17 protein-coding genes are annotated in these 24,242 nt (G+C 62.4%); 5 read left to right on the forward strand and 12 right to left on the reverse strand.

Annotated features, from left to right (window positions below; genetic code table 11):
- The first annotated feature begins 45 nt into the window (after nt 1-45).
- Both QM772_RS05610 and QM772_RS05615 read left to right on the forward strand, forming a co-directional pair.
- The gene (locus QM772_RS05610) at nt 46-933 is read left to right on the forward strand and encodes a type IV toxin-antitoxin system AbiEi family antitoxin domain-containing protein (RefSeq protein WP_415134461.1); all 888 of its coding nucleotides are present in this window, start codon (nt 46-48) and stop codon (nt 931-933) included.
- Complete coding sequence (locus tag QM772_RS05615; RefSeq protein ID WP_415134462.1) at nt 930-1,787, forward strand: nucleotidyl transferase AbiEii/AbiGii toxin family protein; 858 nt, start codon at nt 930-932, stop codon at nt 1,785-1,787. Before QM772_RS05610 ends, QM772_RS05615 begins: the two co-directional genes overlap by 4 nt.
- On the opposite strand, the gene QM772_RS05620 is transcribed toward QM772_RS05615, so the two are convergent.
- From QM772_RS05620 to QM772_RS05655, 8 genes are all read right to left on the reverse strand, one after another.
- On the reverse strand, nt 1,760-3,982 hold the full coding sequence (locus tag QM772_RS05620) for a DEAD/DEAH box helicase (RefSeq protein WP_415134463.1): 2,223 nt from the start codon (nt 3,980-3,982) through the stop codon (nt 1,760-1,762). The genes QM772_RS05615 and QM772_RS05620 overlap by 28 nt on opposite strands.
- Before the next feature lie 18 nt (nt 3,983-4,000).
- Nucleotides 4,001-5,305: an ATP-binding protein gene (locus QM772_RS05625; RefSeq protein WP_415134464.1), complete on the reverse strand. Its 1,305-nt coding sequence runs from the start codon at nt 5,303-5,305 to the stop codon at nt 4,001-4,003.
- On the reverse strand, nt 5,302-7,761 hold the full coding sequence (locus QM772_RS05630) for a TerB N-terminal domain-containing protein (protein WP_415134465.1): 2,460 nt from the start codon (nt 7,759-7,761) through the stop codon (nt 5,302-5,304). The genes QM772_RS05625 and QM772_RS05630 overlap by 4 nt, the downstream gene beginning before the upstream one ends.
- Nucleotides 7,762-7,898: 137 nt before the next feature.
- Entirely contained in the window at nt 7,899-8,510 is a 612-nt protein-coding gene (locus QM772_RS05635) for a DUF6088 family protein (protein WP_415134466.1), read from the reverse strand.
- 317 nt (nt 8,511-8,827) lie between these two features.
- Nucleotides 8,828-9,016, reverse strand: coding sequence for a hypothetical protein (locus QM772_RS05640; RefSeq protein ID WP_135149260.1), 189 nt, complete (start codon nt 9,014-9,016; stop codon nt 8,828-8,830).
- A 24-nt stretch (nt 9,017-9,040) separates the two neighbouring features.
- Nucleotides 9,041-9,673, reverse strand: coding sequence for an integrase (locus QM772_RS05645; protein ID WP_415134467.1), 633 nt, complete (start codon nt 9,671-9,673; stop codon nt 9,041-9,043).
- Nucleotides 9,674-9,957: 284 nt separating this feature from the next.
- Entirely contained in the window at nt 9,958-10,902 is a 945-nt protein-coding gene (locus QM772_RS05650; protein WP_415134468.1) for a hypothetical protein, read from the reverse strand.
- The gene (locus QM772_RS05655; protein ID WP_415134469.1) at nt 10,784-13,219 is read right to left on the reverse strand and encodes a DEAD/DEAH box helicase; all 2,436 of its coding nucleotides are present in this window, start codon (nt 13,217-13,219) and stop codon (nt 10,784-10,786) included. Before QM772_RS05655 ends, QM772_RS05650 begins: the two co-directional genes overlap by 119 nt.
- Nucleotides 13,220-13,434: 215 nt before the next feature.
- Between QM772_RS05655 and QM772_RS05660 the strand changes: the two genes are divergently transcribed.
- The 3 genes from QM772_RS05660 (at nt 13,435) to tnpC (ending at nt 15,660) form a co-directional block, all read left to right on the forward strand.
- Entirely contained in the window at nt 13,435-13,734 is a 300-nt protein-coding gene (locus tag QM772_RS05660) for a transposase (protein WP_415134470.1), read from the forward strand.
- Nucleotides 13,735-13,754: 20 nt separating this feature from the next.
- Nucleotides 13,755-14,063: an IS66 family insertion sequence element accessory protein TnpB gene (gene tnpB / locus QM772_RS05665; protein ID WP_415134471.1), complete on the forward strand. Its 309-nt coding sequence runs from the start codon at nt 13,755-13,757 to the stop codon at nt 14,061-14,063.
- Nucleotides 14,064-14,145: 82 nt separating this feature from the next.
- Complete coding sequence (gene tnpC, locus QM772_RS05670) at nt 14,146-15,660, forward strand: IS66 family transposase (RefSeq protein WP_415139481.1); 1,515 nt, start codon at nt 14,146-14,148, stop codon at nt 15,658-15,660.
- 269 nt (nt 15,661-15,929) lie between these two features.
- Here tnpC and QM772_RS05675 read toward each other — a convergent pair whose 3' ends face one another.
- The 4 genes from QM772_RS05675 to QM772_RS05690 are packed head-to-tail and all read right to left on the reverse strand — an operon-like array spanning nt 15,930 to nt 24,143.
- Nucleotides 15,930-17,075 carry a hypothetical protein gene (locus QM772_RS05675; RefSeq protein ID WP_415134472.1) on the reverse strand — a complete coding sequence of 382 codons (1,146 nt, stop codon included), beginning with the start codon at nt 17,073-17,075 and terminating at the stop codon, nt 15,930-15,932.
- Nucleotides 17,072-21,988, reverse strand: coding sequence for a hypothetical protein (locus tag QM772_RS05680; RefSeq protein ID WP_415134473.1), 4,917 nt, complete (start codon nt 21,986-21,988; stop codon nt 17,072-17,074). Before QM772_RS05680 ends, QM772_RS05675 begins: the two co-directional genes overlap by 4 nt.
- Entirely contained in the window at nt 21,985-22,785 is an 801-nt protein-coding gene (locus tag QM772_RS05685) for a hypothetical protein (protein WP_415134474.1), read from the reverse strand. Before QM772_RS05685 ends, QM772_RS05680 begins: the two co-directional genes overlap by 4 nt.
- Nucleotides 22,782-24,143, reverse strand: a complete 1,362-nt coding sequence (locus QM772_RS05690) for a hypothetical protein (protein ID WP_415134475.1) — start codon at nt 24,141-24,143, stop codon at nt 22,782-22,784. Before QM772_RS05690 ends, QM772_RS05685 begins: the two co-directional genes overlap by 4 nt.
- Between the last annotated feature and the right edge of the window lie 99 nt (nt 24,144-24,242).

Below are 24,242 nucleotides of genomic sequence, written 5' to 3' on the forward strand. Positions count from 1 at the left end.
TAATGGCCATTGGACCACTCTCCCCTCCTCAATCTCCCCGTCATCATGCGCACCATTCAGGAGAAACTGGCAGCGTGGGATCGCCCCATCGTGTCCGACTACGAGTTGGGAGCACTCGTGGCGGCACACCTCGAAAGCCTGCAAGACCCTCCGGCCTTGCCGCTCTATAAGAAGGTCGTGGAAGGACTGAGTTCCTTCAGCCTCATCTTCCCCGACAAGGACTTCAAGCCAGGTACGGTTTATCACCTTTTCGGGCGCGTCAAGCCGAAAGCCATGGAGGTCGCCTGCTCTGCCGATCCGTTCGCCTATGTCTCCCATCTGAGTGCCATGGAGTACCACGGGTTGACGGATCGCTTCTCCAAGATCCTGTACCTGACCACGCCCACGGACAAAGAATGGCGCGAACAGGCGACCGCCCGGATGAACAAGGACCTGAAGGCACAGACCGCAGCGTATCGGGCCGCCAGGCTGCCCATGCTCCGGCGCCTGCCGTTCGAGCGCGTTGAAGGCCAGCGCGTTGAGTTGATGCGGCGCTCCAGTAGAGGGGCCTTCAAAACCATCAAGTCGACGGCCATCCGGGTCGCCACGATTGGGCGCGTCTTCCTGGACATGGTGCGAGAACCCCACAACTGTGGCGGCATCCAGCATGTGGTGGACACCTACAGGGCCTACGCAGAACGCAATCTGGCGCTCATCGTCGAGGAGGTCGAGCGCCACGGCAATGCGGTCGAGAAAGTGCGGGCAGGCTACCTGCTCGATGAGGTGTGCCGCCTCTCGCATCCGCTCATCGACGGCTGGACAAAGTACGCCCAGCGTGGCGGCTCCAGGATGCTTGACCCTCAGGCCGAATACGCCTCGCACTACTCCGAGAAGTGGATGCTCTCCATCAACGTCCCCTCACTAATGCCTGGGTTCGCTGAGGACGGCTTGTGAACGAAATCGACATCGAAGCCTGGGTCGATGCGGCCCCACACGGACAACGCGGATTCCGCGAGGCCGTCCACATCGTTCTGGACAGCATCGGCCACTCCCAGAATCTGCAGGCCAGGATGGTCATGAAAGGCGGCCTGCTGCTGGCCATCCGCTATGACAGCACACGGTTCACGCGCGACTTGGACTTCTCCACCAGCGAGCAGTACATCGAGGCAGATGCTGAGAAATTGCTCGCCGAATTCGAGGCAGGCCTCGCGGCCGCCGAGGACAGGCTGCCTTATGGCACGGCGTGCCGCCTGCAGTCGCGCAAGGTTGAACCCAAGGGCGAAAACCGAACCCATCACAACCTGGCCCTGACAATCGGCTTTGCCGACAAGTCCCACCCGGGCGCCATAGCGCGGCTGGCCGCGAAGAACGCCCCGCGGGTGGTACAAATCGACTATAGCTTCAACGAAGCCGTTTTCGAGGTCGAGCTTCTGGAGCTCGATGGCGGCGCGACCATCCGCTCGTACTCGCTGCACAACGTCCTCGCGGAAAAGATGCGATCGCTGCTGCAGCAACCCATCCGCAAGCGCAACCGCCGGCAGGACGTCTACGACATCTGGCTCCTGCTGGAATCGCTCCCGCCCTTCCCTGCCGTGGAACTGGCCCAAATCCACGAGATGCTGATCATGTCCTGCCGAAGCAAAGGTATCGAACCGACGGCGGACTCGATGAACGATGAGACCGTGGTGAGAATGGCCCGCGAAGGCTATGCCGAGCTGCAGGCGGACGTCGATGGAGACCTGCCCTCCTTCGAAGATGCGATGGCTCGGGTCGAGGCTTTCTACGGCTCGCTGCCATGGGATGCCTGATCGCCAGGAAGCATCCTAGCCCAGGACAGGGCCTCTTCAATGTTCAGGTACAGACTCGCATACGCCTTGCGCAAGAGTTCATCGGGCAAAGCCCAGTCCCACTTCTCACGCTGCAGGTTGCGGACATCGGCCAAGAGCATGTCGAGAGGCGGAGGCTCATCTACCGCGGCATCGATGAGGGCATCGACGATACCCTCAGTACCCGAATCCCTCTTGACAACTTCGATGCCTGGGCCGGCCGCATGGGCTAAGTAGCCTCGTCGGCGAAGCAGGCAAGCCAGAGCCTCGTTGGCTGCATCCCCGAGCCAGGTCAGGAGCACCACTTCCCGCCCCTGATCAACCACGAAGTCGTTTGCCAAGTTTCGCTCAGCATAGTTTGCACGGCCTTCAGCCAGGAGCCGCTTGGCCACATCATCAAGAAACGGCGGCGCATCGGAAGACTCGAACAGCTGACGCATTCGCTGGTGAACGCGCGTATGCGTGCGCCCTGCTCCACCGGAGAACAACGGCGGCGCTCCGCCACCGGAGCGGACGACGAATATGGTTTTCTGCTCCTCGTCGATGTCTTCCACCAGCCAAGTCCTGCCGGCGAACAGGATGCGCTGGCCCACACTGAGCATCTGCGATACCGGCAAAGTGCCGAGCGTTTTTCCGCCGCAGACAATGCGGAACTCCTCGTCTGCGGCAAACGCGGCATAGAAGGTGTAGTGGTTGACGAACTTCTCGCCGACACGGCCATGCAGCAAAAGACCGCTGGACTCCTGCATCAGCAGTTCTTTTTGGCCGAGATGGCGAACAAGTTCCACAAACTCGCCTTTGTCCAACCCAATGAAAGGGGCTCTGGAAGCACAGAACATCGCATAGAGCTGCCCGATGGACGCCCCGCCGTTCTGCGCCACATAGGACAGCATCTGTTGAACCAGCGTCGACAGATGAACGCCATGCGCCATGGGCGGTTCAAACCAGCCCTCCAGGAGCAGCGAAATCATCGCCGTCACCTTCATAGTCTCCAGCCGGAGTTCGTCGGCGAGTGAGGGTTTGCCACCAAGCGCGTTCTCTACGCTGTAGCCCCGCAAGATGGCGGGCTCTCCCTTACGGCGGCCAGACCGGCCCAGGCGCTGGCGCAAGCTTGCCACCGATGGTGGCGGGCCGATCTGAGCCACGCTCTTGACGGCACCGATGTCGATGCCCAACTCCAGCGTGTTGGTACAGATGGCCGTCGCCGGGAACTCCTTCTGTTTCAGGGCTGCCTCGGTCTCCGAGCGGATCTCCTTGGACAGACTGCCGTGGTGCGGCCAGAACTCATTGGGCACCTTCTGCTGCTCGCAAAGTCTGTTGAGAAGGTGCGTGTACCGCTCGACTTCACGGCGCGAATTCGGGAAGACCAAGTTGTTAGTACCGCGCAAACCCTGGAACAGATGCAGCGCGATCTTCGCCGGTGTGACAGGTTCCGGCTCCTCGTCACCATCCTCATTGCGTATGGTCAAAGGCTCCTCGTAGCCTTTGACCAGGATTCTCAGTTCACTGTGCGAGGATTTCGACTCCACCAGGGCAACCGATTCTCCCTGCCCCGGGCGCAGGAAATCGGCCGCCAGGCGCATGTCGCCCAGTGTTGCCGAAAGGCCAGCACGCGGCACCTGGCGACCAAGGACTCGCTCGATGCGGTGCATCAGGGATTGAAGCTGTTTGCCGCGCTCCGATCCGATGAAGGCATGAAGCTCGTCAACGACGAAGAACGCCAACCGGTCGAACACCGCTCCGATCGAAGTGCCTCGATGGCACAACATCGCCTCAAGAGACTCCGGCGTGATGAGCAACACCCCTTGCCGCTTCGCCAGGAAGCGCGCCTTGGCCGAAGAAGAGATGTCGCCATGCCAAGGCCAGACCGGAATCTCCAGTTGCTCACACAGTCGATCGAGGCGACCGAACTGATCATTGATAAGCGCCTTGAGTGGACTGATATAGACGATGAGCCCCAGCGGCTCCGTCTGAAGCAGGTGCGTCAGTGCCGGTAGGAAAGCGGCCTCTGTTTTGCCTGCGGCCGTGGCGGCTGCCACGATGACGTCCCGATCCGCCTTGACGATCAGCGGGATGGCCGCCTCCTGGGCGTCTCTCAGCGAGTCCCAGCCTTCAGCCCATATGAAGCGCTGGATGCGCTCATCGAGAAGAAAGAAGGATGCGCTTTCGCCAGACATGCGTTCAGGCCAAGCCCGTCACATCTTGAACGAGGCGAACTCATCGCCCTCGTCCGCGTCGACCTGCTGATCGGCCGCGCCACCCGTGTCCGCCGTAATCTCTATGCCGCCCAGCAAGTCCTGCCACGCTGCACCCGGGTTCTGATCCAGCACGGCGAGCATGTTGATGAAGGCCGTGATGGTCGTACGCGGCGTTCGGAAGTAGGTATCGCCGATGCGCTTGGAGCAGTGCTCCATGAAGCTGAAGACCCCCTGATCCGGGACGAGAAACTTGTCGGCATCGCCGAAGGCGTAGACGGCACGAATCTTCTGCAGCAGAACGTAGAAGTCCTCGGGCGTCAGACTCGACAGCCTGACCACCGGCCCGCTGAAGTCGACCAGACCGTTCGAGGCGAAGGTGTTCTGCGCGAGGCGACTCTGCAAGGCCGGATAGCTATAGAGCCCTCGCCGGGTGTCCAGCAGAAACTCCGGCGTCCCGCCCAGGACAAACCCGAGGCCCACGGCCGTGCCTTGCAGCGAGTCGTTGAGGATGCGCAGGATCTGTTCGTAGTTCGCATTGCGGGCCTGCGTGTTGGCCAGCTTGTAGAGATTGACCAGTTCATCCAGGCCGACCAGCAGGCCAGCGAAGCCGGCAAGGCGCACGAAGCGCGCCATGAGCTTGAGCTGATCATAGACCTCCGAGTCGTCGACGATGCTCCGCACACCCAGCGCCTGCCTGGCATCGGTCTTGGTGGCGAATTCCCCCCGCAGCCAGCGGATGGCATCGGACTTGAGCTTCTCGTTGCCCTCCTCATAGCCACGACAGTAAGCGGCAATGACGTCCGCGAAGTCGTAGCCGTTCACCAGTTCGGTCAATTGGTCGAGCTTCTGGCGCAAGACCGCCTCAGTCGATTGGCTGGACGCCTTGGCCTCCGTCTTCGCCGTGGCGATGAACTTCTCGACGATGCCCGCAAGCGCGCCCCCATCCGGCTTCGTTCGGGTCGACAGGTTGCGCATGAGTTCGGCATAGAGCGAGCGGGCCTGTCCGCCACTGGCGTGAAGACGCCGGTCCGGGTTCAGATCGGCCGTCGCCACCACGAGCTTCTTCTCCAGGGCCACGGCACGCACCAGGTTCAGGAAGAAGGTCTTGCCAGCGCCGTACTCGCCGATGACGACACGGAATGCCGATCCCCCATCGGCGATGCGGGCGATGTCGGCCACCAGCGTCTCGATTTCCCGGACACGGCCGACCTGGATGAGATGCTGGCCGCTGCGGGGAACGACACCCGCGCGCAACGATTGGATGACCGCGTCGCGGTCTCTGGGGCGGATCGGTGCGTTCATGCTTCCATCTTCTCCAACAGTTCAGGGTTCACAGTCACCACCTCCTCACCCTCAGTGAACGGGACATCGTGCAGGTCGAAAGCCGCTTCGTTGAGGGTTTCGATGGCACCGTCGATCATCAGATCCAGATCCGCTGCGGCATCGCCGAGCTCGTCCTTCGTCCACTCGGGTCGCGACAGCAGCAGACGCGCCAACGCACTGTGCGCCTCATCCAGGCCGAGCAACCCAGGAGGTGGAGCCTCCGCATCGCCTTCAGGCTCAGTTTCAACGAGCGCGAGTTCAGGCAGTTCCTCTTCCTTGAAGATCCCCGACAACAGCGCCGATACCGCTTCGGTGTCCTTCTGGAGGGCGGCAATGCGCGCGGGATCCAGCTTGAACCCGGTCTCCTCGACTTTCGCGACAGCCGCCGCCGTTGGCTTCACCCCCGCAGCCACTGCATGTACGTCGGAGAACACCTTCCTGGGCTCCACACCAAGGGCTTTGTAGACCTTCTCCAGCATCTTCACTTCCGTCGGCGAAACATCCCCATCGGACTGCGCGACCGTAGCCATGAAGGCGGCAATGGTCCCCTTGGCGCCAGCGTCCAGCGGCTCCAGCTTCTTTCTCAACGCAGTCAATGACGCCGGCGTTGTCATCAGCAGGCGCAGATGCGCCAGAAGCCTGCGGACATGGTTCGGCGTGAGGTGAGCCCAGGACTGCACCTGTGCCCGGAGATGACCCATTTCCTGGACACTGAATTCGCCATCGGCCGCAGCCACGGCCGACGCCAGGTCCAAGGTCAACACAGCGGCCTGGTAAGCCGGCGTCGAGCGGCTGGCCACCTCTCCCGGCGGAACGGCGAACAACACAACCTTCTCGTCCGGCTTGGGCAGCTTGGCTCCACCCAGGACATCGGGCTCGATGCCGATATTCAAGGATTCGAGAGCACGCGCCAACGCCAGCGCCCGGTCCCTCGTCAGCGTCGTCTTCGCATCCAGGCTGCCAAGCAGTTCCTGGAACGCCATGGCGATCATCCCCCCGCCCATGCGTGCCTTCAGGGCATGCAAGGCCTTCTGGGCACCTTCGGGCCACAATGTGGCAGGCAATTGCAGCAACCCCTCCAGCGCATGCCTGGCATCTGGATTCCGCCCCACATAGCGACTGAACGGCTCCAACTCCTTCGTAGCCGCCTCGACGACCTGACGCAATTTCTTGATGGGCGCCGTAAGGACGGTGACGTCGGGCGTATTCCCAAAGGACAGGCTCAAGTCCTTGTAGCCGTGAAAGCCTGCAGAGGCGGGGCGATGAACCAGCTTGATCTTGGTCTTGTTCCTGGGAAGAACCAAGCCCTGCCCAAACGCCTCGTGATACTTGGACACGAACAGCTTGTCGAACTCCTCGGCACAACGCGTTGCCGGCGTTCGCAGGTAGTTGGTTGGATCCAGCTTGGCCCAGGCCAATGCCAGTTGCGCCGGCACCGGCACACCATCGACCGCCGCCTGACCCAGGGCAACCCGGATGTAAAGTGGCAACTCGTAGGTCTTGGGAAAACTCGGGATGGGCTTGAGATAGGCCTTCTCGGGGTGCTCGGCCAGTGATACCCAATCAAGCAGCGAACCGGCGTAGCTTCGGAACGAGCCCGACTTGGGGCCATAGATGTCCAACAGCCGGCGCAACTCCGCGGCAATGACGGGCCAGTCACCTTTAGCCGCATCGTCCTTCGAGGCATCCAGAATGGCGCGGCGCTCCAACCCATAGAAGAAGATGAAGACGTATCCGACATCGGCCTCGGGATCCTCCCTGCCGCTAACCAGCCAATTCAGGTAGGCACGCCGAGCGGAAGACGAGATCTCCGAGTAACTCGGCCAGTAACCCATCTGCCGCTCTGTGTAGTCACCCTTGGATGCGACAGATTTCGACGGATCGATGAGGCATGGATCATTGCCACCCATGGGCGTCGGCAACGACGTGCCGACATAGACAAGGCCACCGGGAACCGAAACACCGCCGACCTCTACCGCTTCTCCAGCAGGGACCCAGGTGGCGGGACCAAAGCGCTTCGGTGCAGCAGGGATGCGAAAGGACGGTGTGACGGGCACAGGGCTCGCCACAACCGGGACAGGCTGCTCATCGTCATGGAGTCGGCTGGCCGCGCGGGAACTGACCGCCGGGCTTGGCGCAGCCGGTGTGCGACTCTCGGGACGAGGGACAGCGCGAGCAGGACGAGCAGCCTCCTGAGGTACTTCCTGCGCACCGCCTTTGGACTTGAAATAGAGATAGATGCCGACGCCGATGGCGGCGAGCACGCCAACCCCCATCCAGACCTCGCGCGGAATGGCAGCCAGCAGCACTAGCAGCACCACGACGACTGCACCAATGCCTCCACCCGCTCCTGATTTCTTTCGCCTGGCCATACCTTGTTCACCCCTTCCGTTGCAAACAATTGTTACCACATTGTGCACGGGGAAGGCAGTCATTCCGTAGCGACTCGCGGTGCATGCACTATCGGCGGCGACCGCTCTAACACTGCTCGAAGGCGGCCAGCGCTGGCGTCAAGCCATGCAACAACTAAGCCTGCTCGGCCAGGGACAAATCGAAGTAGTGCGCCATGGATTCAGGCATGGGCCGGTTCGCTTCGCTCGTAACGGGCCAGGGCTTCCACCATCCAGGCCGGCATCGACGCCTTGGCTCCGCTCAGCGCCTCGAACTCGCCCGCCGGCAGTTTCTTCGCGATCTGCTTGAACGTGTCCGGTGTGACCTGGCTTCGCCCCAGGTACCAGAGGGCCGACAGCGCCTGCCCCGCAGGCCGACCAGCCAGCGCCAGTTTGCGCGGCGCCACGTGTTGCAGTCGGACGACCAGTTTGCCCAGCCGGATCTGGTGCGAGGAGCCTGTGGTCTGAAAAACCGCCTGCGCCGGCATCTGCGTGGACAATCCCAGGCGCCGTGCGGCTTCTGCCCCGTGAACCTCGATCGTCGCCCCTTCCGCCTCGGCCACGGTCCGCGCCACCAGTTCGGGCGCAGGCATCGCCTTGATGCCGAACCGCCCGGCCTTGGGCACGAGATACAGGCCATGACCAATGCGCTCGACGCTGCCCGCCTTCGCCAACCGCATCAAGGCCTGATCGATGGCCGCGCGCGAACCCAGCCCCGCGAACAATGCGGGGGTGAAGGGCTCGCCTGCGGGTTGCGAGGCGATGCGTTCACGGATGGCTTGGGACGTGCTCATGGCTGAATTGACCTTGATTGTTAGATATTTTAGTTAAAAATCTAACATCTGTCACCACCTCGTTCAGGGGCAATACGGACACCTGGTTCTTGCCGAGTTCTCCAGCAGGGCCGCGCGATCACAGCCTCGATGTGAGCGTGCGCTCAGACCTAAAACGAGATCCTTGTAGATCTGCTGGCGCAACTTGTTCGCCAGCCGGGCAAACTCCGGCAGTGGAAAGTTGTGCGGCTGGCCAAAGGATGCGCCAGCGTTCCGTCATCGAATGGGATAAGTAACGCCGAACACGGCGCTGTTTTCCCTGACGTCAGCCTCGGTCGTCAGAGCGCGACATCGCCTTCGAAGTCCTCGTCCAGGGCGGCTCCATGGCAAGCGAAGGTCTGCATGGCTTGGAGCCAGTCGTCCGGCAGCGGCTGGAGATGGCGTCCGGCATCGATGTCCTTGTCCAGTAGTCCAAGGAATGCCTGGAGGGCGGGGGTCTCTTGCTCGATTTTTGTGCGATGGGACATTTCGCGCCTCTGTACCATGGTTCATCAATGCACGCCCAGCACGTTGAAGACAACTTTGGCAATTGCATCGATCGAATCCTCCGTCACGGCGTCGACCGGGGAGAGGCCATTCAGTCCTTCGAGCGGGTCGGACAAGGCCCGATAGAGCGTCCACGTATCGACTCCTGGCGCTCCCTGCAAAATGGCCTGGGTGAGTCGGCGTTTGACCGGATCGAGTTGCCAGTCGGGCAGTTTGCGCCCGCGGGGGCCAACGTTGAGTGCCAGCAGTCGTCTCGCGTCGATGTCCTTGTAGATCTGCTGGCGGACTTTGTTCGCCAGTTGAGCAAACTCCGGCAGCGGCAGGTTGTGCGGCCGGCCGTAGGCTTCCAGCATCGCCTCGCGGCCGCGCTGGATATCTGTCCTGCCGGGTGTCCAGCGGGTATCTGCCTTCAAGGCTGCGGCCTGGACAACCAAGGCATGCTCCACTGCTTGTCGGGACAACGCTATCTCCAGAGACGCGGGCAATTCGACCCGCTGCAGCCATTCCTGCATGAACACCTCCAGTTCGGCGGCAAAGGCCTCGGCATCGCGGACCTCCACGGTGCCGACAAATCGACGCACTTCATCCGGCGTTACTCGAGGCAAGCGACCGGCGATGAGTCTCATGGCGTTCGGCAAGAAAACTCTCCTTCAGAGAGCCGTCAGCTTGTTCTCCTTTGTCTCCTGTGTCAACGATGCAACCGGATCAGCGCCCACTCAATCAGCCACCGGGAATCGGTCAGAGAAAATGCCATGGGCAATGGTTCAAGAACGACAGGAGAAGCCTCGTAGCCGTCATCTTCCCAGTGACAACTTTGCAGCGGTTGCCGTCGGCCGCTGGTGGCGGGCGGACTCAAGGTCTCAGATAGATTGCAGACGGTCCATCCTGCCCGCGACCTTGCGGGGCAGCGGACGCGGGCGGTCTATCCGCAGTACACCTTGAGAGGGGTCTGGTAGGTTTCCGACAGGAAGCGGTCTGTCACGCCGAGCAGGGCGAGCTGATGATCAGCTGCTCCCGTCTTGGAGAGGCCTGGTTGGACGATGTAAACCCTCAACGTGACGGCACAGACGCGGCTGAGATCACGGATCTGGGCCAATCGGTCTTTGGTACCGACCTCAAAGCGTGTTGGCCGGCCGCCCTCCACACGGTCGGCGTCCCGCTTGAGAAGGTGCGCAAATAGGTCAGTGCGACGTTCCTTGTTGTGAAGCCACATGACGCTGCGCTGCGCTTGTCCGCAGACGACGTACATGTCGTCAATGCGAGCCCCGGGCGCGGCGCCGCCCGAATACTTGCAGTGGTAGAGGTCTACAGTGATGATTCGGGGTTGCGTCTCGCTGTCCAGACTGATGGCGACGATGTCCGCGGCTTCGCCCGCGCCGTCGTCATCGAACACGATTTCGTGCCTGTTCTCCGCCTTGATGTGTTGGATCGTTCTGTACTGGACTGAGTCTGTCCGGCGCTCCTCTCTCTGCGACTCCTTGGTGATGTCGATACCTGTCCAGTCGAGCACCTCAAGGCGGTCTCGCGCGTACAACTGCGCCGCAGTGCGCAGCTCAACGTGTGTGTTGCCCTCCAGCCTCGATCCATCGGCGAACCATATCGTCGGCGGATGGTCAGTAAGGTATGCGCAGAGGTCGTGGTCGACACCGCGATGAATCGTTGCGGTGGCAGCACCCTCGTAGACGAACTCGAAGTCCGCAGCGTTGCCATGACCTATAAAGTTGAGCCGAACCTGAACCTCCCTGGACTCACTGAATACGCGCAGGACAATCGGTCCGGTCGAACTGAAGTCGCGAACCTCGATGCTGACGTTGGTCAGATGTTCCTGGACCGTGTGAACAAAGGAAATCTTGGTCGCCGATTCCACGAGGTCGAGTAGGTCGACAGGCCAATCGACGCCGACCGGCACCGTAGCCGGCCGCGCATCCACCAGTCGTGGTATCAACGTACCCCTTAGGATCTCCCTCTGGGTCAATGCTCTCATCGATAAGCTTGGCACCGACGTGCTTGCACCATGCGGCAAACTCGTTGACCTTGAGCCGCAAGGTTGCCCAGACCCGCCCCTTCTTGCCTGCGCCGATCGAGGCAGGACCGCCGTTCTCGAAGCCGAAACCGGCGAGGACTGCCTTTGTGGTCGTTCCCAGGGCCGCATCGGTCAAGCGTGAACCGACGTCAGGCCCCATGCGCCCCGTGTACCGAACCTGGCGACCGAACTGCTCGTCCAGACCGACGTTCATCAGCATCAATCGATTGATGCCCGCCAACGCTCTGAAGACGGCGGGCGATTGGATCAGCTCGACGTCGGCACCGCACAAGGCACGCGCAAACGGCGCATAGTTGCCCGTGTTCGTGGATCCGTGTACAAAAAGCAGCGACTGGTCCCGGTCCCAGACGGCGATGCATAGTTCCCAAACCAGCCCCTCCACGGCGGGTACGGCGGTCCAGGCGACTCCTTGCCGTTTGGCCGCGATGATGATGAGCGTGCCTTCCCTCTCATTAAGTACCGGGTAGATCTCCTCCCCTTCGGCCAGACCAGGGAACGCCTTGCTGTACTCGGCAGGGTTCCATTGGGCACAGCGCGTCCGGTAGGCCACCATGCTGGCGGCCGGCCTGATTTCGTTTACGGGGATCTCGTCCAACTGATTGTCGAACCCGCTCATGAAACGCTGCGCGTCCAGTTCCTGCCCGATTGCGCTTTCGCTGAGGTTGGGAAGCAGGAGATTCCAGTCAGGATCCTGGGTGTAAAGGGTTCGCAGTTCTTCACGCAGGTTGACGTCTGCGACATTGGCAATAAACACCGGGTCGCCTAAGTCGTCCCTGGAGCGGGTAAAGCGGCCGGCCAGTTGCAGCGTCACCGCCAGGCTCTTGCGGAGGTCGTGGAAGGCCGCGATCTTCAACTCCGGCATGTCGAAGCCTTCGCCAAGCATGTCCACGCATACGACGATGCGCGACTGGCGCTGGTCGAGTTGGCTGCGCGCCGCCTGGGCGTCGGCCTTCTTCATACCGCTGTGAAGCATCACTGGATTGAACTGGCCGAGTGCCTGGTAGATTGCGAGCACCTGTGCAGCCCTAATCTGCGTGGATACGCGCGCCATGGCAACGTGCAGACCGGTGGCATCGGCGTTGAGCTCTTCGATGACCTTGGCGGCGATGTCGCGATCGGCTCTGGCGTCGTTGAAGGAATACACCGAGCCGAATCTGATGGGCCGGAAATAGCCCTCGCGCTGTGCCTGCCTCATGGGATAGACGTAAATGATCTCGCCATCCAGGGGCACCCCGTCTTCCCGGAAAGGTGTAGCAGTGAACTGCAAGACATGCCGCATTTGAGCCTTGAAAACAGACTTGAACGCGTGCCAGGTCGGTGCCGCAGCGTGATGGGCCTCGTCGATGAATAGGTGCGTGCAGAGTTCGGCCATCCTGACTTGCACCTCGTGGCTGCACTTCCCCGCAAGTGCGCTGGTTGTCACGATGACGTTGCACCGCCTGAACAGTTCATCCACCTCCTCAACGGCTGTGGGCCGCTTCTCAAGCGTGCCGACAACAGGCCTCAGTACGTTCGCTGCGAGCAGCACCGAGCGGGGGTGTTTCAGAATACCCAGCGAGAAGAACTTCAACGCGATCTGCGTCCTCAGCGCATCCGTGGGCACGATCACCATGACCCGCGTGCACATGCCTGAGATCATTGCGGCCAACATCGTCTCGGTTTTCCCCGTGCCGGTTGGCATAACGACGGTCGCAACGTCGCTCTTAGTAGACCAATGGGCGTGAATTGCGTGGAGAGCGCCCAGCTGAGGGCGGCGCAAGCCAACTTGTCCTTCGCGCAACTGGTCCTCGCCAATAAAGTTGAACGCAGCGAACCAACTTTCCCTAGCCTGCTCGGCCGTAGGGCCAGTACCGAGTCCTGGGTGGGCGAGCCACTTGCATTTGCTCAGATCTACCTCGACCTCGACCGCGCCATCAGCGATATCGCCGAGGAGAATGGGCCCGTCGTTAGGCATCTGGCCTTCCAGCGGTGCCTTAGCGAAAACATACAGGACACGGCCGTCAGCGACGCTTAGCTTCCATCCCGTCCGCGAGGGCACCGTGAACTTTGTCAACGTGCCTTCGACAGCAACAGAGGGATGAGCGAGCTGGCCAATAAAACCCCACAAAGTCTTGGCATCGACGCCTTTGACGGACGGCACGGTTAGTCGGATCACAGGTTCTCCCAATGGATTGGCTGAACGAGTCTTCTAATGTGTGTCCAATCGTAAACCACGTTATTGCCGGCGAGCCGTAAGCGTCCGGCGAACCCATCTTGAGCCGTCCGCGGGGCGATAACGATGCTGTCCAGCTAAACGAATAGCTGGACACGATGGAAGCTGAGAACAGTCGCAAGCGGCGCCACTACGCTTAGGAATTGAAGGCGCAGATTCTGGCCGAGTGCGCGGTGGCTGGTGCGTCGGTGGCCAAGGTGGCAATGGCACACGGGATCAACGCCAACATCGTGCACGGCTGGCGCAAGCTGGCTCGCGAGGCGGCGCCTGATGCGATGGCTGGGCAATTCGTGCCGGTGACTGTTGCACCAGTCGTCCCGAGGCCTGCAGATGATCGGGCCATCGAGGTTGAGTTGCGCCGTGGCGGCATCACGGTGAAGCTGAGTTGGCCGATGAGCGCCGCGATGGACCTGTCGGCCTGGATGCGCGAGCTGCTGCGGTGATCCGCGTGGATGTGATGTGGTTGGCTGTCGAGCCACTGGACATGCGCGCCGGCACCGAAGCGGCGCTGGCACGTGTGGTGACGGTGTTCGGCTCGGCGCGGCCGCACCATGCGTACCTGTTCGCCAACCGGCGAGCCAACCGCATGAAGGTTCTCGTGCACGACGGCATCGGCGTGTGGCTGGCAGCCCGGCGGCTCAACAGCGGCCGCTTCGTCTGGCCGCGGGACGTCGGTGGCACGCTCACGCTCAGCCGGCCGCAGTTCGACGCCCTCGTGCTGGGCCTGCCCTGGCAGCGCATCGGCGAAGCAGGCGTGATCACACTGCTGTAGCGCGTCCATTGCGGCATGTGCCGATGGTGGACTGGGCGGCCTGCGGGCAAGATCATGTGCCGTGATCGCCGACGACCTGGACATGCTCGATGCGCAGCAACTGCGCGAGAGGCTGCGCGCCACGCGCGCAGAGGTGGCATTCAAGCAGGCGTTGATCGACAAGCTCACGCACGAGAACGCGATCCTCAAGCGGCTGAAGTTCTCCGCCCGCAGCGAGAAGTACACGCCCGAGCAGCGCAGCCTGCTGGACGAGACCTTCGACACCGATATGGCGGCGCTGGCCGCCGAGATCGAAGCCTTGCAGCCGTCGGGCAAGTCCGAGGGCGACAAGCAGCAACCCAGGCGCGAGAAGCTGCCGGCACACCTGCCTCGCCGCGAGATCCACCACGAGCCGCATGACACCATCTGTGGCTGCGGCCAGCCGATGCAGCGCATCGGCGAGGACGTGGCCGAGAAACTAGACTACCAGCCTGGCGTGTTCACGGTGGAGCGCCACATCCGCGGCAAGTGGGTGTGCAAGTGCTGCGAAACGATCAGCCAGGCGCCAGTGGCGCCGCACGTCATCGACAAGGGTTTGCCAACGAGCGGGCTGCTGGCCCAGGTGCTGGTGGCCAAGTACCTGGATCACCTGCCGCTGTATCGCCAGGAAGCGATCTTCGAGCGTGCCGATTATGCGATCGCGCGCTCGACGCTGGCCCAGTGGGTGGGCGAATGCGGCATGCAGTTGCAGCCGCTGGTCGACGCCTTGGCCGCGCAACTGCTGCGCCAGCCGGTGTTGCACGCGGACGAGACGCCGGTGGCGATGCTCAAGCCGGGCAACGGCAAGACGCACCGCGCCTACCTGTGGAGCTACTGCACCACGTCGTTTAACCCCCTCAAGGCCGTCATCTTCAACTTCGCCGACAGCCGCGCCGGCCAGCATGTGCGCGACTTCCTTGGGCTGCCCGGCACCCAGGACCAGCCGGGGTGGCAAGGCAAGCTCGTCACCGACGACTTCAGCGGCTACAAGGCCTGCTTCGAACTGGGTGTGACCGAGGTCGGCTGCATGGCACACGCGCGGCGCAAGTTCCACGAGCTCTGGACCAACCACGGCAGCCAGGTTGGCGAGCAAGCAATGAAGTTCTTCGGCGAGTTGTACGACGTCGAGCGGGAGGTGGCCAATGCCGACAGCCAGATCCGGCTCCAGGCGCGCAGGCGACGCTCACGGCCGGTGGCCGATGCGTTGCGCCAGTGGATGAGGCAGCAGCGCCAGAAGATCCCGGATGGCTCGGCCACGGCCCGGGCGATCGACTACAGCCTCAACCGCTGGCAAGCGCTGGTGCGCTTCCTGGACGATGGCGATCTGCCGATCGACAACAACTGGGTGGAGAACCGCATCCGGCCGATTGCGATCGGGCGGCAGAACTGGCTGTTCGCCGGCAGCTTGCGCGCCGGCAAGCGCGCCGCCGCCGTGATGAGCCTGATCCACTCGGCCAAGCTCAACGGGATCGACCCGTACGCCTACATCCGTGACGTGCTCGAGAGGCTGCCCATGCAGCCGGCCAGCCGGATCGAAGAACTACTGCCCCATCGCTGGGTGACAACGTCGCCTTCCTGAGCGCTCCACCCGCCGTCAAGACGGAATCACCGGACGCTTACGGCGAGCCAGATGCGCGATGCGCTTTGTTGGGGGATAGAGCGCTCGGTCCGTGACGCATCGGCGACTGCATCTGGTCGAGCGAGCGATTTAGTTAGCATCGCAAGCTACCAAGCATTCACAACACGAATGACAGGCTCCCGACCTGACGGTCGTTCGGCTTCAAAAATTGATCAACCGCAACCAGCCTAAAGTCGATTTGGCAGTGCAACCGAGCCACGCTCTATGTCTTACATCAGGGGGTCTGGCGTTCGATTCACGCACAGCGGCTGCGCTCCCAACCGTCGGATGCTGCTCTCTTCGACTGCCTCCTGATCCACCGCTCGAGCAGAGCACGCGGCTTGCAGCATCGCTACGTCCTCGTCGTCAAAGCGCGAAGGCACCGCGCTGCCTCCCTGGTACCGCGAGAGCTGGCCGCTCTTGTCAAACAGCGCCGTATACGGATGCGACCGCGCGGGGTCCGAGAGCATCGGCACCATCTCCTCGTAGATCGCGCTCATCCGCAGCTGTGGGATGGCATCTTTGAGCGAGCGAAATATGTTCATCGCTGCCAGGTCCAGATCCGCCCAGAGGAACACTTTCTCCGCAGCTAATAGCTGGCCCAATGGTGGCGGTGTGCCGTCGCGCACGATCCGGATTGGGCGATCGTGCTGCGGCGCCTGGTCACCCGCCCACAGTTCGCTTCCCAAGTATGACAGCCCGAACCCGAAGGTGCACACGATGGCCACGTCATCGGTCAGGCCGCTGCGGATGGCGTTTTCAAAGGCGCAGGGGTTTTCGATCAACAGCGTGGCCACAGGCTCTGACGGCCCTGCGCATAGGATGTACCTCGGCGATGGTGCATGAAGGCGCCTGGGCAGGCCCGTAGCGGCGAGCATCTGGCGAGAGAGCTTGGCCAGCACCTTGGAGCTTCCCATCAGGTGACGAGCGCTCACGTTGAACCCAGCATCGTCGGTGGACTCGGCTGATAGGCCGTTCAGTGCCTGAAATGCGCGGGCCAGAACCTGCGTGTCCGTCGCATTCATATCCGCGACCGCTGGCGCCAGTTGTGCGAGGAACACGGCAACACCCGACTCCACCTGTGCATCCTCCAGCGCCTGCCTCCAGAAGATCTCGTGCGCCGCTGGCTCCACGGCTGCTGCTTGCACCGTGATGTACCCGGATGCAGGAAGTTGCTGTCCATCAGGCTGGTAGCTTACCAATCCAGCGCGATACAGTTCCCGAAGCGCCTCATTGACGCTCACGCGCGGCAGACCCAGCGCCGAGCACAGCTTCGCGGTGGCAGATGATGTGCGCAATCTGCCGCTCTCACCCGCCATCCGACGCAGCGCGGCAAGCACTTGTGCACTTTCCTCCTGCAGGAACGCCTCACTCACGGGGCACCTTCGAGCAGCAGTGGTTGGGTGATTGCACTGACGAAACCGACCGTGCCAGGCTCGCGGCCGAGTTCGCGGAACGACACCAGGCCGTCGCCCTCCTGGTTCACGAGCTTCTTGCCCACGTGGTAGACCGGGAACACCGCAAAATCGTTGTTCCAGTTCGGAGAGTGCAGGAACCCGATGATCTGGAAGTTGCCCCCCAGGTCGCGCAACCCGTTCAGCGCCTCCTTGATGATGCGGCGGTCTGACAGCGTGCTGAAGATCCCGTCGATCAGGATCACCCGGTTGGCCTTGGCCCGAGACTTTGCGGCCTGCTTGCTGGTCATCTCCTGCAACCCGCGCTCGATCTCGTACTCGGCCTGGCGGACAATCCACATGAACTCCAGGGCAATCTTCTGCCCCGTCGAGAGCTTGCCCGAGACGTGGCTCTTTCGGCCGCCCCAGATGCCACCGTTCACGAACTGCACCTCGGTGTTCGTGAAGACGCACTCGATCAAACGCTCGCGCAGCATGGTTTTGAGCTGGGTGTCGTTGCCTCGGCGCATGCCCCGGGACTGACCATCCTGGTCCCGCAAGGCCCGCTCCACGTCCAGCTTCAGCTCGTTGAGGATGTCCTGGACGCCAGCCTTGCCGGTAATCTGCGTCTCGAAGAAGAATCGGCCCTGGGGATACCGTCCCATCACCTTGTTCAGGGTCGCCAGGTTGTCGATGGCGCTCTGGATCAGGCCCGCCAGTTGCGTGAGGGTGTCCTCGGCGGTCTGGATGGCGATGGTCATGGCCTGCTTGGCTTCGTCGCGCTCCTTGGACAGGCTCGCCTGCAACTGCGTGAAAAGAACCCCAAGCGCCTCAATGGTGTCCGGAGTTGCCCTGCCGATCTCCTCGATCTCCAGCGCGTTGAAAGCGCTGTCGCGGGATTGGGCCACCTCTAGAGCCGCACTGCAGAACCTGGTGTTCTGATCTCGGTACTGCTCGGCTGCTGTGGCCAGCTCGCTTGCGACGGCCTTGTGCTGCTGCAAGGCCTCATGGAGGTCCATCGCCTGCACGGTCTGGGCCAGCGCTTCGACGCTCTCGATGACAGCGCCATAGGACTCCAGCGCTGGATCCGAGAGAGCCTCAAAGACGGCCATGGCCTGCTTGTAGCCGGCATGTGCCTCGGGCACGGCCGCGCCCTCCTCCAGGTTCGCGGCCTGCGTGGCCGCCGCCTTGGACCGTGCCACTCTGCTGCCCACCTCGAACGCAATCTCATGGATAGCCTTGGCAAGGCGCTGCCAGTTGGGGACGTCGGCACGGGCGATGCGTTCGGCTCCGGCTCGGGCGTCCTCAGCCTTGGCCTTTAACTGGTCCGCGTCCTGCTCCTTGCGCGCGATTTCTTCCAGCAGTGCCATGTCGCTCTTGCCCTGATGGGCCCGGAACGCATCGGCCCGCTCGAAGTTCACTGCGAGCGCGGCCGCAATCTTGCCGAGCGTCTCGGAGATTTCCTGGCTGGCCGCCTCAAAGCCACGCATGAATTGCAAGTCCTCAGCACATGCAGCAAAGCGCAGTACCCGCTGGTATAGGGACCGGACTTGCTCCCCGCCGTCCTCTTCAAAAGCCTGCTGTTTTCTGTTCAGTTCGGACTGCTCTTCATCGAGCCTGACGAGTTCCTCTTGGGCATCCGCGGCCTTAGCCGCTGCGATCTCTACTTCTTCGCAAGAGTTCGCGTACGCCGCCTTGGCGGCAGCATAGGCGGCATCCCCGCCGAGCTTGCTATGCCGCAGTGCATCGTCGCGCGCCGTCAGATTTTCGTGTGAGGCGCGCCCCTCAGCGGCCTCCTTTGCATCCGCGGCCTTTTGGAGCTCGGTTTCAGCCAGGGGGATCAACAAACTCAGCTCTGACAGCCGGGCCAGGCCATCCAGCTTCTTGAACTCCTTGGCCGCTTCCAAGACCGCGCGGGCCTGCGGTTCGATCTGGCCCTTGAGCTGACTAAGCAGTTCCTCCAATCGATTCGCATCCGTAAGGCTCGTGTTGTATCGCTCGTCCGCACGAGCGTCCAAAGCGGCCTTGGCCTTCAGCGCCAGTTGGTAGCCATCGCCCTCCGGGGTGACTTCCGACAAACCCACCTCGGTTAGCGCAATGGCGCTTTGGCATAACAGAAGCTCCCTCGCCACGCGTTCAAGTTCAGTGCGGGCGAACTCGGGCTCAAGCAGGATGCGTACGCGGCGAGATGTCGCCCCGCCAATGAAACCCAGCGTGCGTACCCGGCCGTTGATCGCAACCCCCTTGGACAGCGCATTGGACAGCTCTTCCTTGAGGATCAAAGGTACCCACGCGCACGCGCCCTCCAGAAGCTGCGCAGCCTCATTGAGGTCTTCGATGGTCTCGAACACGGGCGCCGACAACATGCCCGACAGGGCGCTCATGGCGTCCAGGCGCTCTGCGGGGGACATCGCGGCCGACTGCAGCGCCTGGTGCAAGCGCACGGCCCGCACCGGCGAGGCGGCGAGAATTGCCCACGCCGCCTCGAAGCTGCCATCATCGACCGACCGCATCTGCTCAATGGCCTTGCCTTCCTTGCGCAGGCTCGTCTCCAGTTCCCGCTGGGTCCGCAGTTCCTCGCGCAGCCTGCCCAGCGTGCGTCCGGCCTCTTCCAGCCATACCCGCGGGGTGGCCTGCGGGAAACGGTCGTTGAACGCCTCTATCGCTTCCTTATGCGGAAGCAGCGCTCCGAGATCCTGGCGCACGGTAGACAGCTCTTCAAGGGTGTTCGTGTGCCGCTTGATTGGGTCATACGTCAGGGCATCCGTGCCCGCACCAAAAATCTCCTCGAACGTGGCAGATTGGGCCTTGAGCCGCCACAGGTTGTCTCGCTCGTCAGTCACGGACCGGAGCGCTACCTGGGTCTCAGAATGGGCTTTGCTGGCTTTCGTTAAATCGCCTGTAGGGTTGACTGTGGACGGATCCACAGCGCCGAACACCGTCACGAACCGCTGGACGCCCGGCGAAAGTTGCTCGAACGTCTCGACCAACCTACTCGCCTTGTCGCGAGCGTCCGATAGTGGCTGGACGGCCAGCTGCAGCCCTCTGGCCAGCTTGCTGGCCTCGGTGATTGCAGGCAGGATGCGCCGGCTTTCCGTCTGGATGGTGTCGTGCAGGGTCTGCAGTGACTCCAACCGCTCCTGTGCCCCCTGCAAGCCCTCCAAGCCGTGGTGGTCGAGGACTTCCGTGTATTCGCGCCATACCCGATTCAATTCCCCGCGTCGGGTGTTGCGCTGCGCGGCCTCAGCCTGCAGGTCATCGAACTGCTCGGACAGCCAGGTTTTGGCGAGCATCGGCTCCGTACGCAGGTCTTCGGGTAGCAGTGCGCCCAACCCGACGAAATCGTCCCAGGCTCCCTGGTTCTCCGCACGGTCCTTGACCTGCAGCCGCAGCTTGTTGACATCGGACGCGAGCTGCGCCTGGGACGCCTCCCACGACTGCGCAGACTCCAGTAGGCCATGTTTCCTGGCTTCCAGGGCACGCACCTGGCGGGAACCGGGGTTCGTGTCGATCTGGGCTTCCGCGATGGTGAAGGCGTGCAGGAGTACCTCTTTCAAGCCCGTCGTTTTCGCGCCGGAAATGTTGGCCAGCAGGTCGGGCAACTTGACTGCGGCTTCCTTCGTATACCCCTTCCGATAGTGTCCGCCCTTGACGCTGCCGCTATTCAGATTTTCGAAATCACAAGCAAAATCAATGACTTGCGCTTTTACCGAGAACGACATTATCTGTTTGCGGTCAGCCACCTGCGAGATCACACGCACCTCGACGCCGCTCAGTTCGCTCAGGGCCTTGTCCAGCAGCACGATCCCCTCGTCCGGCAGGATGGCCATGCCCTTGAGGGCCGTCAGGATCCGAGGGTCTTGTTCTCCCAGTCTGGGAAGGCTCCTGGGCAAACCCGGCAGCGCGTAGCGGCTTCCTTGGACCCCGAAGTAGCGCAGGAACGCGACATCACTCCGCAGCTTGCGCAGCAGACCATCGCACTCCTGCTGCAACTGACGGGCTTTCCTCCCCGCTGCAAGGATGGGCTCCAGCTTGGCAATCCCCTCTTCGCGCACCACCAGGCGCTTGTTCTTGGCTGCGATCTCCTTATCGGCCCGCACGATCTGCGTGAGGCTCTTGAGAAGGGTGTCCTCCACCGCCGACTCATCCTCCTCGGCGAAGCTGCTGAGCAGGTTGCTCAGGAGGTCCGGCGCCACCACGGCGCGGAAGAACGCGCTGTCATGAGACTCGCCGCCCCTGGGCTTGAAATCGAAGAAGCTGGCGTTCTGGTCGTCGGAGCCCTTCAGCTGGTACACCACGTTGCGCCGGATCACCTCCACGGGAAGGAACAGACGGATGTGGTCTTCCCACTCCAGCCGGTTCGCGAAGCGGTTCCATTTGCACCCCCGCAGCGCCCTCGTCGCCGCCGCGAAGGCATTGTCCGGCACCTGCGCGATGCTCTTGCGATCGTAGAGGTAGCACGGCGAGTCTTCGAGCGTGCCGCTGTAGGAGTAGAAGATCGGCTGCTCGTTGATGTCGTCGTTGAGCGCGACGCCGACCACGTGCGTCTCGCCAGGGAGATTCAGGGGGTCTATCTCCAACAGGCTGGGGGCCGAGTAGTTGTCCTCCGGGGGAGTCCTGAACTCGATGCGCGCGTGGGTGTAGCCCCGGTTCTTGGGTGCCACCTTTTCGCGGATTTTCTTGAGCAGCCGCGCGTCCCTGCTCAGCAGGTAGAGCAGGAGCTCCACCAGCGAGGTCTTGCCGCCGCCGTTGGTGATGTTCACGAGCGCCGACTTCCCGCCATCCGTTCGCAAAGTGATGCCGGTAAGCATCGGCTTCCAATCCGCCGACCGCCGGTTCGGGTTGATGCCTTCGGTGAGGTAATTGGTCACCTCCACGCGCGAGATCAGGCTCATTGCTCGCCTCCTTCAGACAATGCCTCCTGAGTGGTCGTCAGCAACGCGCTGGCCACCTGTCCTATGGTGGTGCGCTGGCCAGTTGACTCGGAGGTAAGCATGAGCGGTGCCAGCGACCGATCGAAGTTCTCCTTCATCTCCACCGCCGACAGCAGGGTCTGGCGGTAGACCCCCTCGCCCCTTTCTTCGAGCAGGCCGCCTCTGCACATCAAATCCAAGAACCGTTTGACGCGCTTGGAAATCTCTGTCCCCTTCTCTGCGCACAGGACGTCATACACCTCGCTGTCGCCCAGTTGGACCGCGTTGAGCTTGCGCACGTGGTCGTTAATGTGGGCGTGCACGGCGTCCTGCAGCATTTCTCTGGTAAAGGACGCGTTGATCCAGCGGCCACGCTCGGAGGGGCTGCGGTCGAGCTGCGTGTACAGGAGGTCCAGGTGCAGCAGCCAAATCTGCGTGAACCAGATCTTCGCTGCCGTTGGCTGCGTGGGCAGGCCCATGCCTTCGGGGATATGGCTACCATCGACCAGGCAGGATGGCATGTCCGCACGGCGCGCGGCCAGGTACACGCGCGAGCCTGGCCCGATGCCCTCGATGTCGAAGCTGGTCAGTTGCACCAGCACGAACCCCTGCCCGCTCATCAGGTCTTCGAGGTCGCGCAACTCGTCGACCGTAGCCTCCCGCAGGAGGGCGCCAAGCTCTTTTTCGTCGGGCCGCATGCCCCGCTTGTCGGAGCGATCCTCCAGCTTGCGGTGCAGTATGAGGAAGGCACTGATTCGGCCCATGTCGTAAGGAGTCATGATTCTTTCCTGGCGGTGTCCGCGCCGACCTTTTGCAGTTTCAAGCTGGAGAACATCACCTGCAGGCCTGGGAGGTCGGCCCTCTCCAAATCCCGCACGAGTTCACCCTCAACGGGCTCCTTGACCCAATCGTCGGCCGCCGTGAGAGCGGTCACCAGGCAGTTGAAGGCGTGTGCATCGCCATCTCGGCCCAGGCCGTCGCGCAGCGCGGCCCCTAGCGTCACGCCGCCGTGGAGTTGCCCCTCCAGGTACGGCAGGTTCCGCTGGAGCCAGTCGGTGAACTGGTCCTCGGGTGGGACTTCGAAAGCGTCAAGCTGCAGTCTTTCGGTGGGCGCCCGCTCGGCAACACGCCCCTTCACGATCCCGGCGAAGTCCGACACGATCGGCGCCACCTTGGGTGCGCAGCCCGGGCCCAGCATTTCCAGCACCCGGGCCACCTGCTGGCTGGACGCCGGTGCCTTCACCCACTGGAACGCGAGCCCGGCGAAGTCGGGAGCCTGCACGGTGGAGGGCTTGCTGGTAATGGACAGCTCGGCAAGGCGGGTCAGCTCCCTGCCGTATCGGACCACTCCGCCAGCCAGTTCCTTGACCTTGACACGGATCAGGCCGATCGGCACGTCGTCGCCCGTATCGACTTCCTTGCGGATGATCTCGTCGATCGCAAAGCTGGCCTCCTGCACCAGGCTCACCGTGCGACGCATGGTTTCGCGGTGCGACTCCATCTGCTCTAAGACCTCTTCCCGAGCGCGCCTGCCGCCCGTCGTTCGCTCGATCAGCGCCACCAGCTTGAGCTGCTCAGTGCGCAACTGTTGTAGCAGGCGTTCCGCGAACCCCAGCGCCGGGCCCAGGCGCGCGGCCTGGATCGCGCGGATCAGCTTCGTTACGTCGCCCTCAATGTAGGCGATGTCCATATGGTCAGATGCGATCACTAGCGCTGTCTTGCCCAGACGGGAAAGCCGGTACTCCACGACGTGGGCGGCCTTCTCCACTAGGTTGGTTTCCTTGTCCCCGATGACATAGGCAGGCCCTTCCTCCGGCGTGTGGAGGAGCTTCAGCTCTGAGGGCCGGGAGAGCACGTTCAGCACGTACTCCACATCGATGTCTTCGGCCCAGTTGATCTGCTCACGTACGCCTTGCTGGATGGACTGCAAGGATGAAAACTCGTCGCCGGTGCGGGCATCCAGCCTTTGCAGAACGTCGAGCACTGCTTCCGCTAGCGCGATATAGCGCCCGTCGCCGAGACCGGGACGGTCCTCCGTCTGGTACTGCGGCGACTCGCCGCTGCCACGCCTGGAATCGTGCAGGTCGAGTAACCTGGAGGAAAGCTTCAACAGCGGAGCGAGATCGATGCTTGGCATGCAGGGAACGAAGGTGGCTTCGGCGGACGGTACACCGCCTGTTGTACATCAATGGATCGAATCGCTAGCTCGAAAACTCCACCCATAACAATTACTAAA

It is taken from the genome of Ottowia sp., from assembly GCF_047601385.1.
In the GTDB taxonomy this organism is placed as follows: domain Bacteria; phylum Pseudomonadota; class Gammaproteobacteria; order Burkholderiales; family Burkholderiaceae_C; genus Ottowia.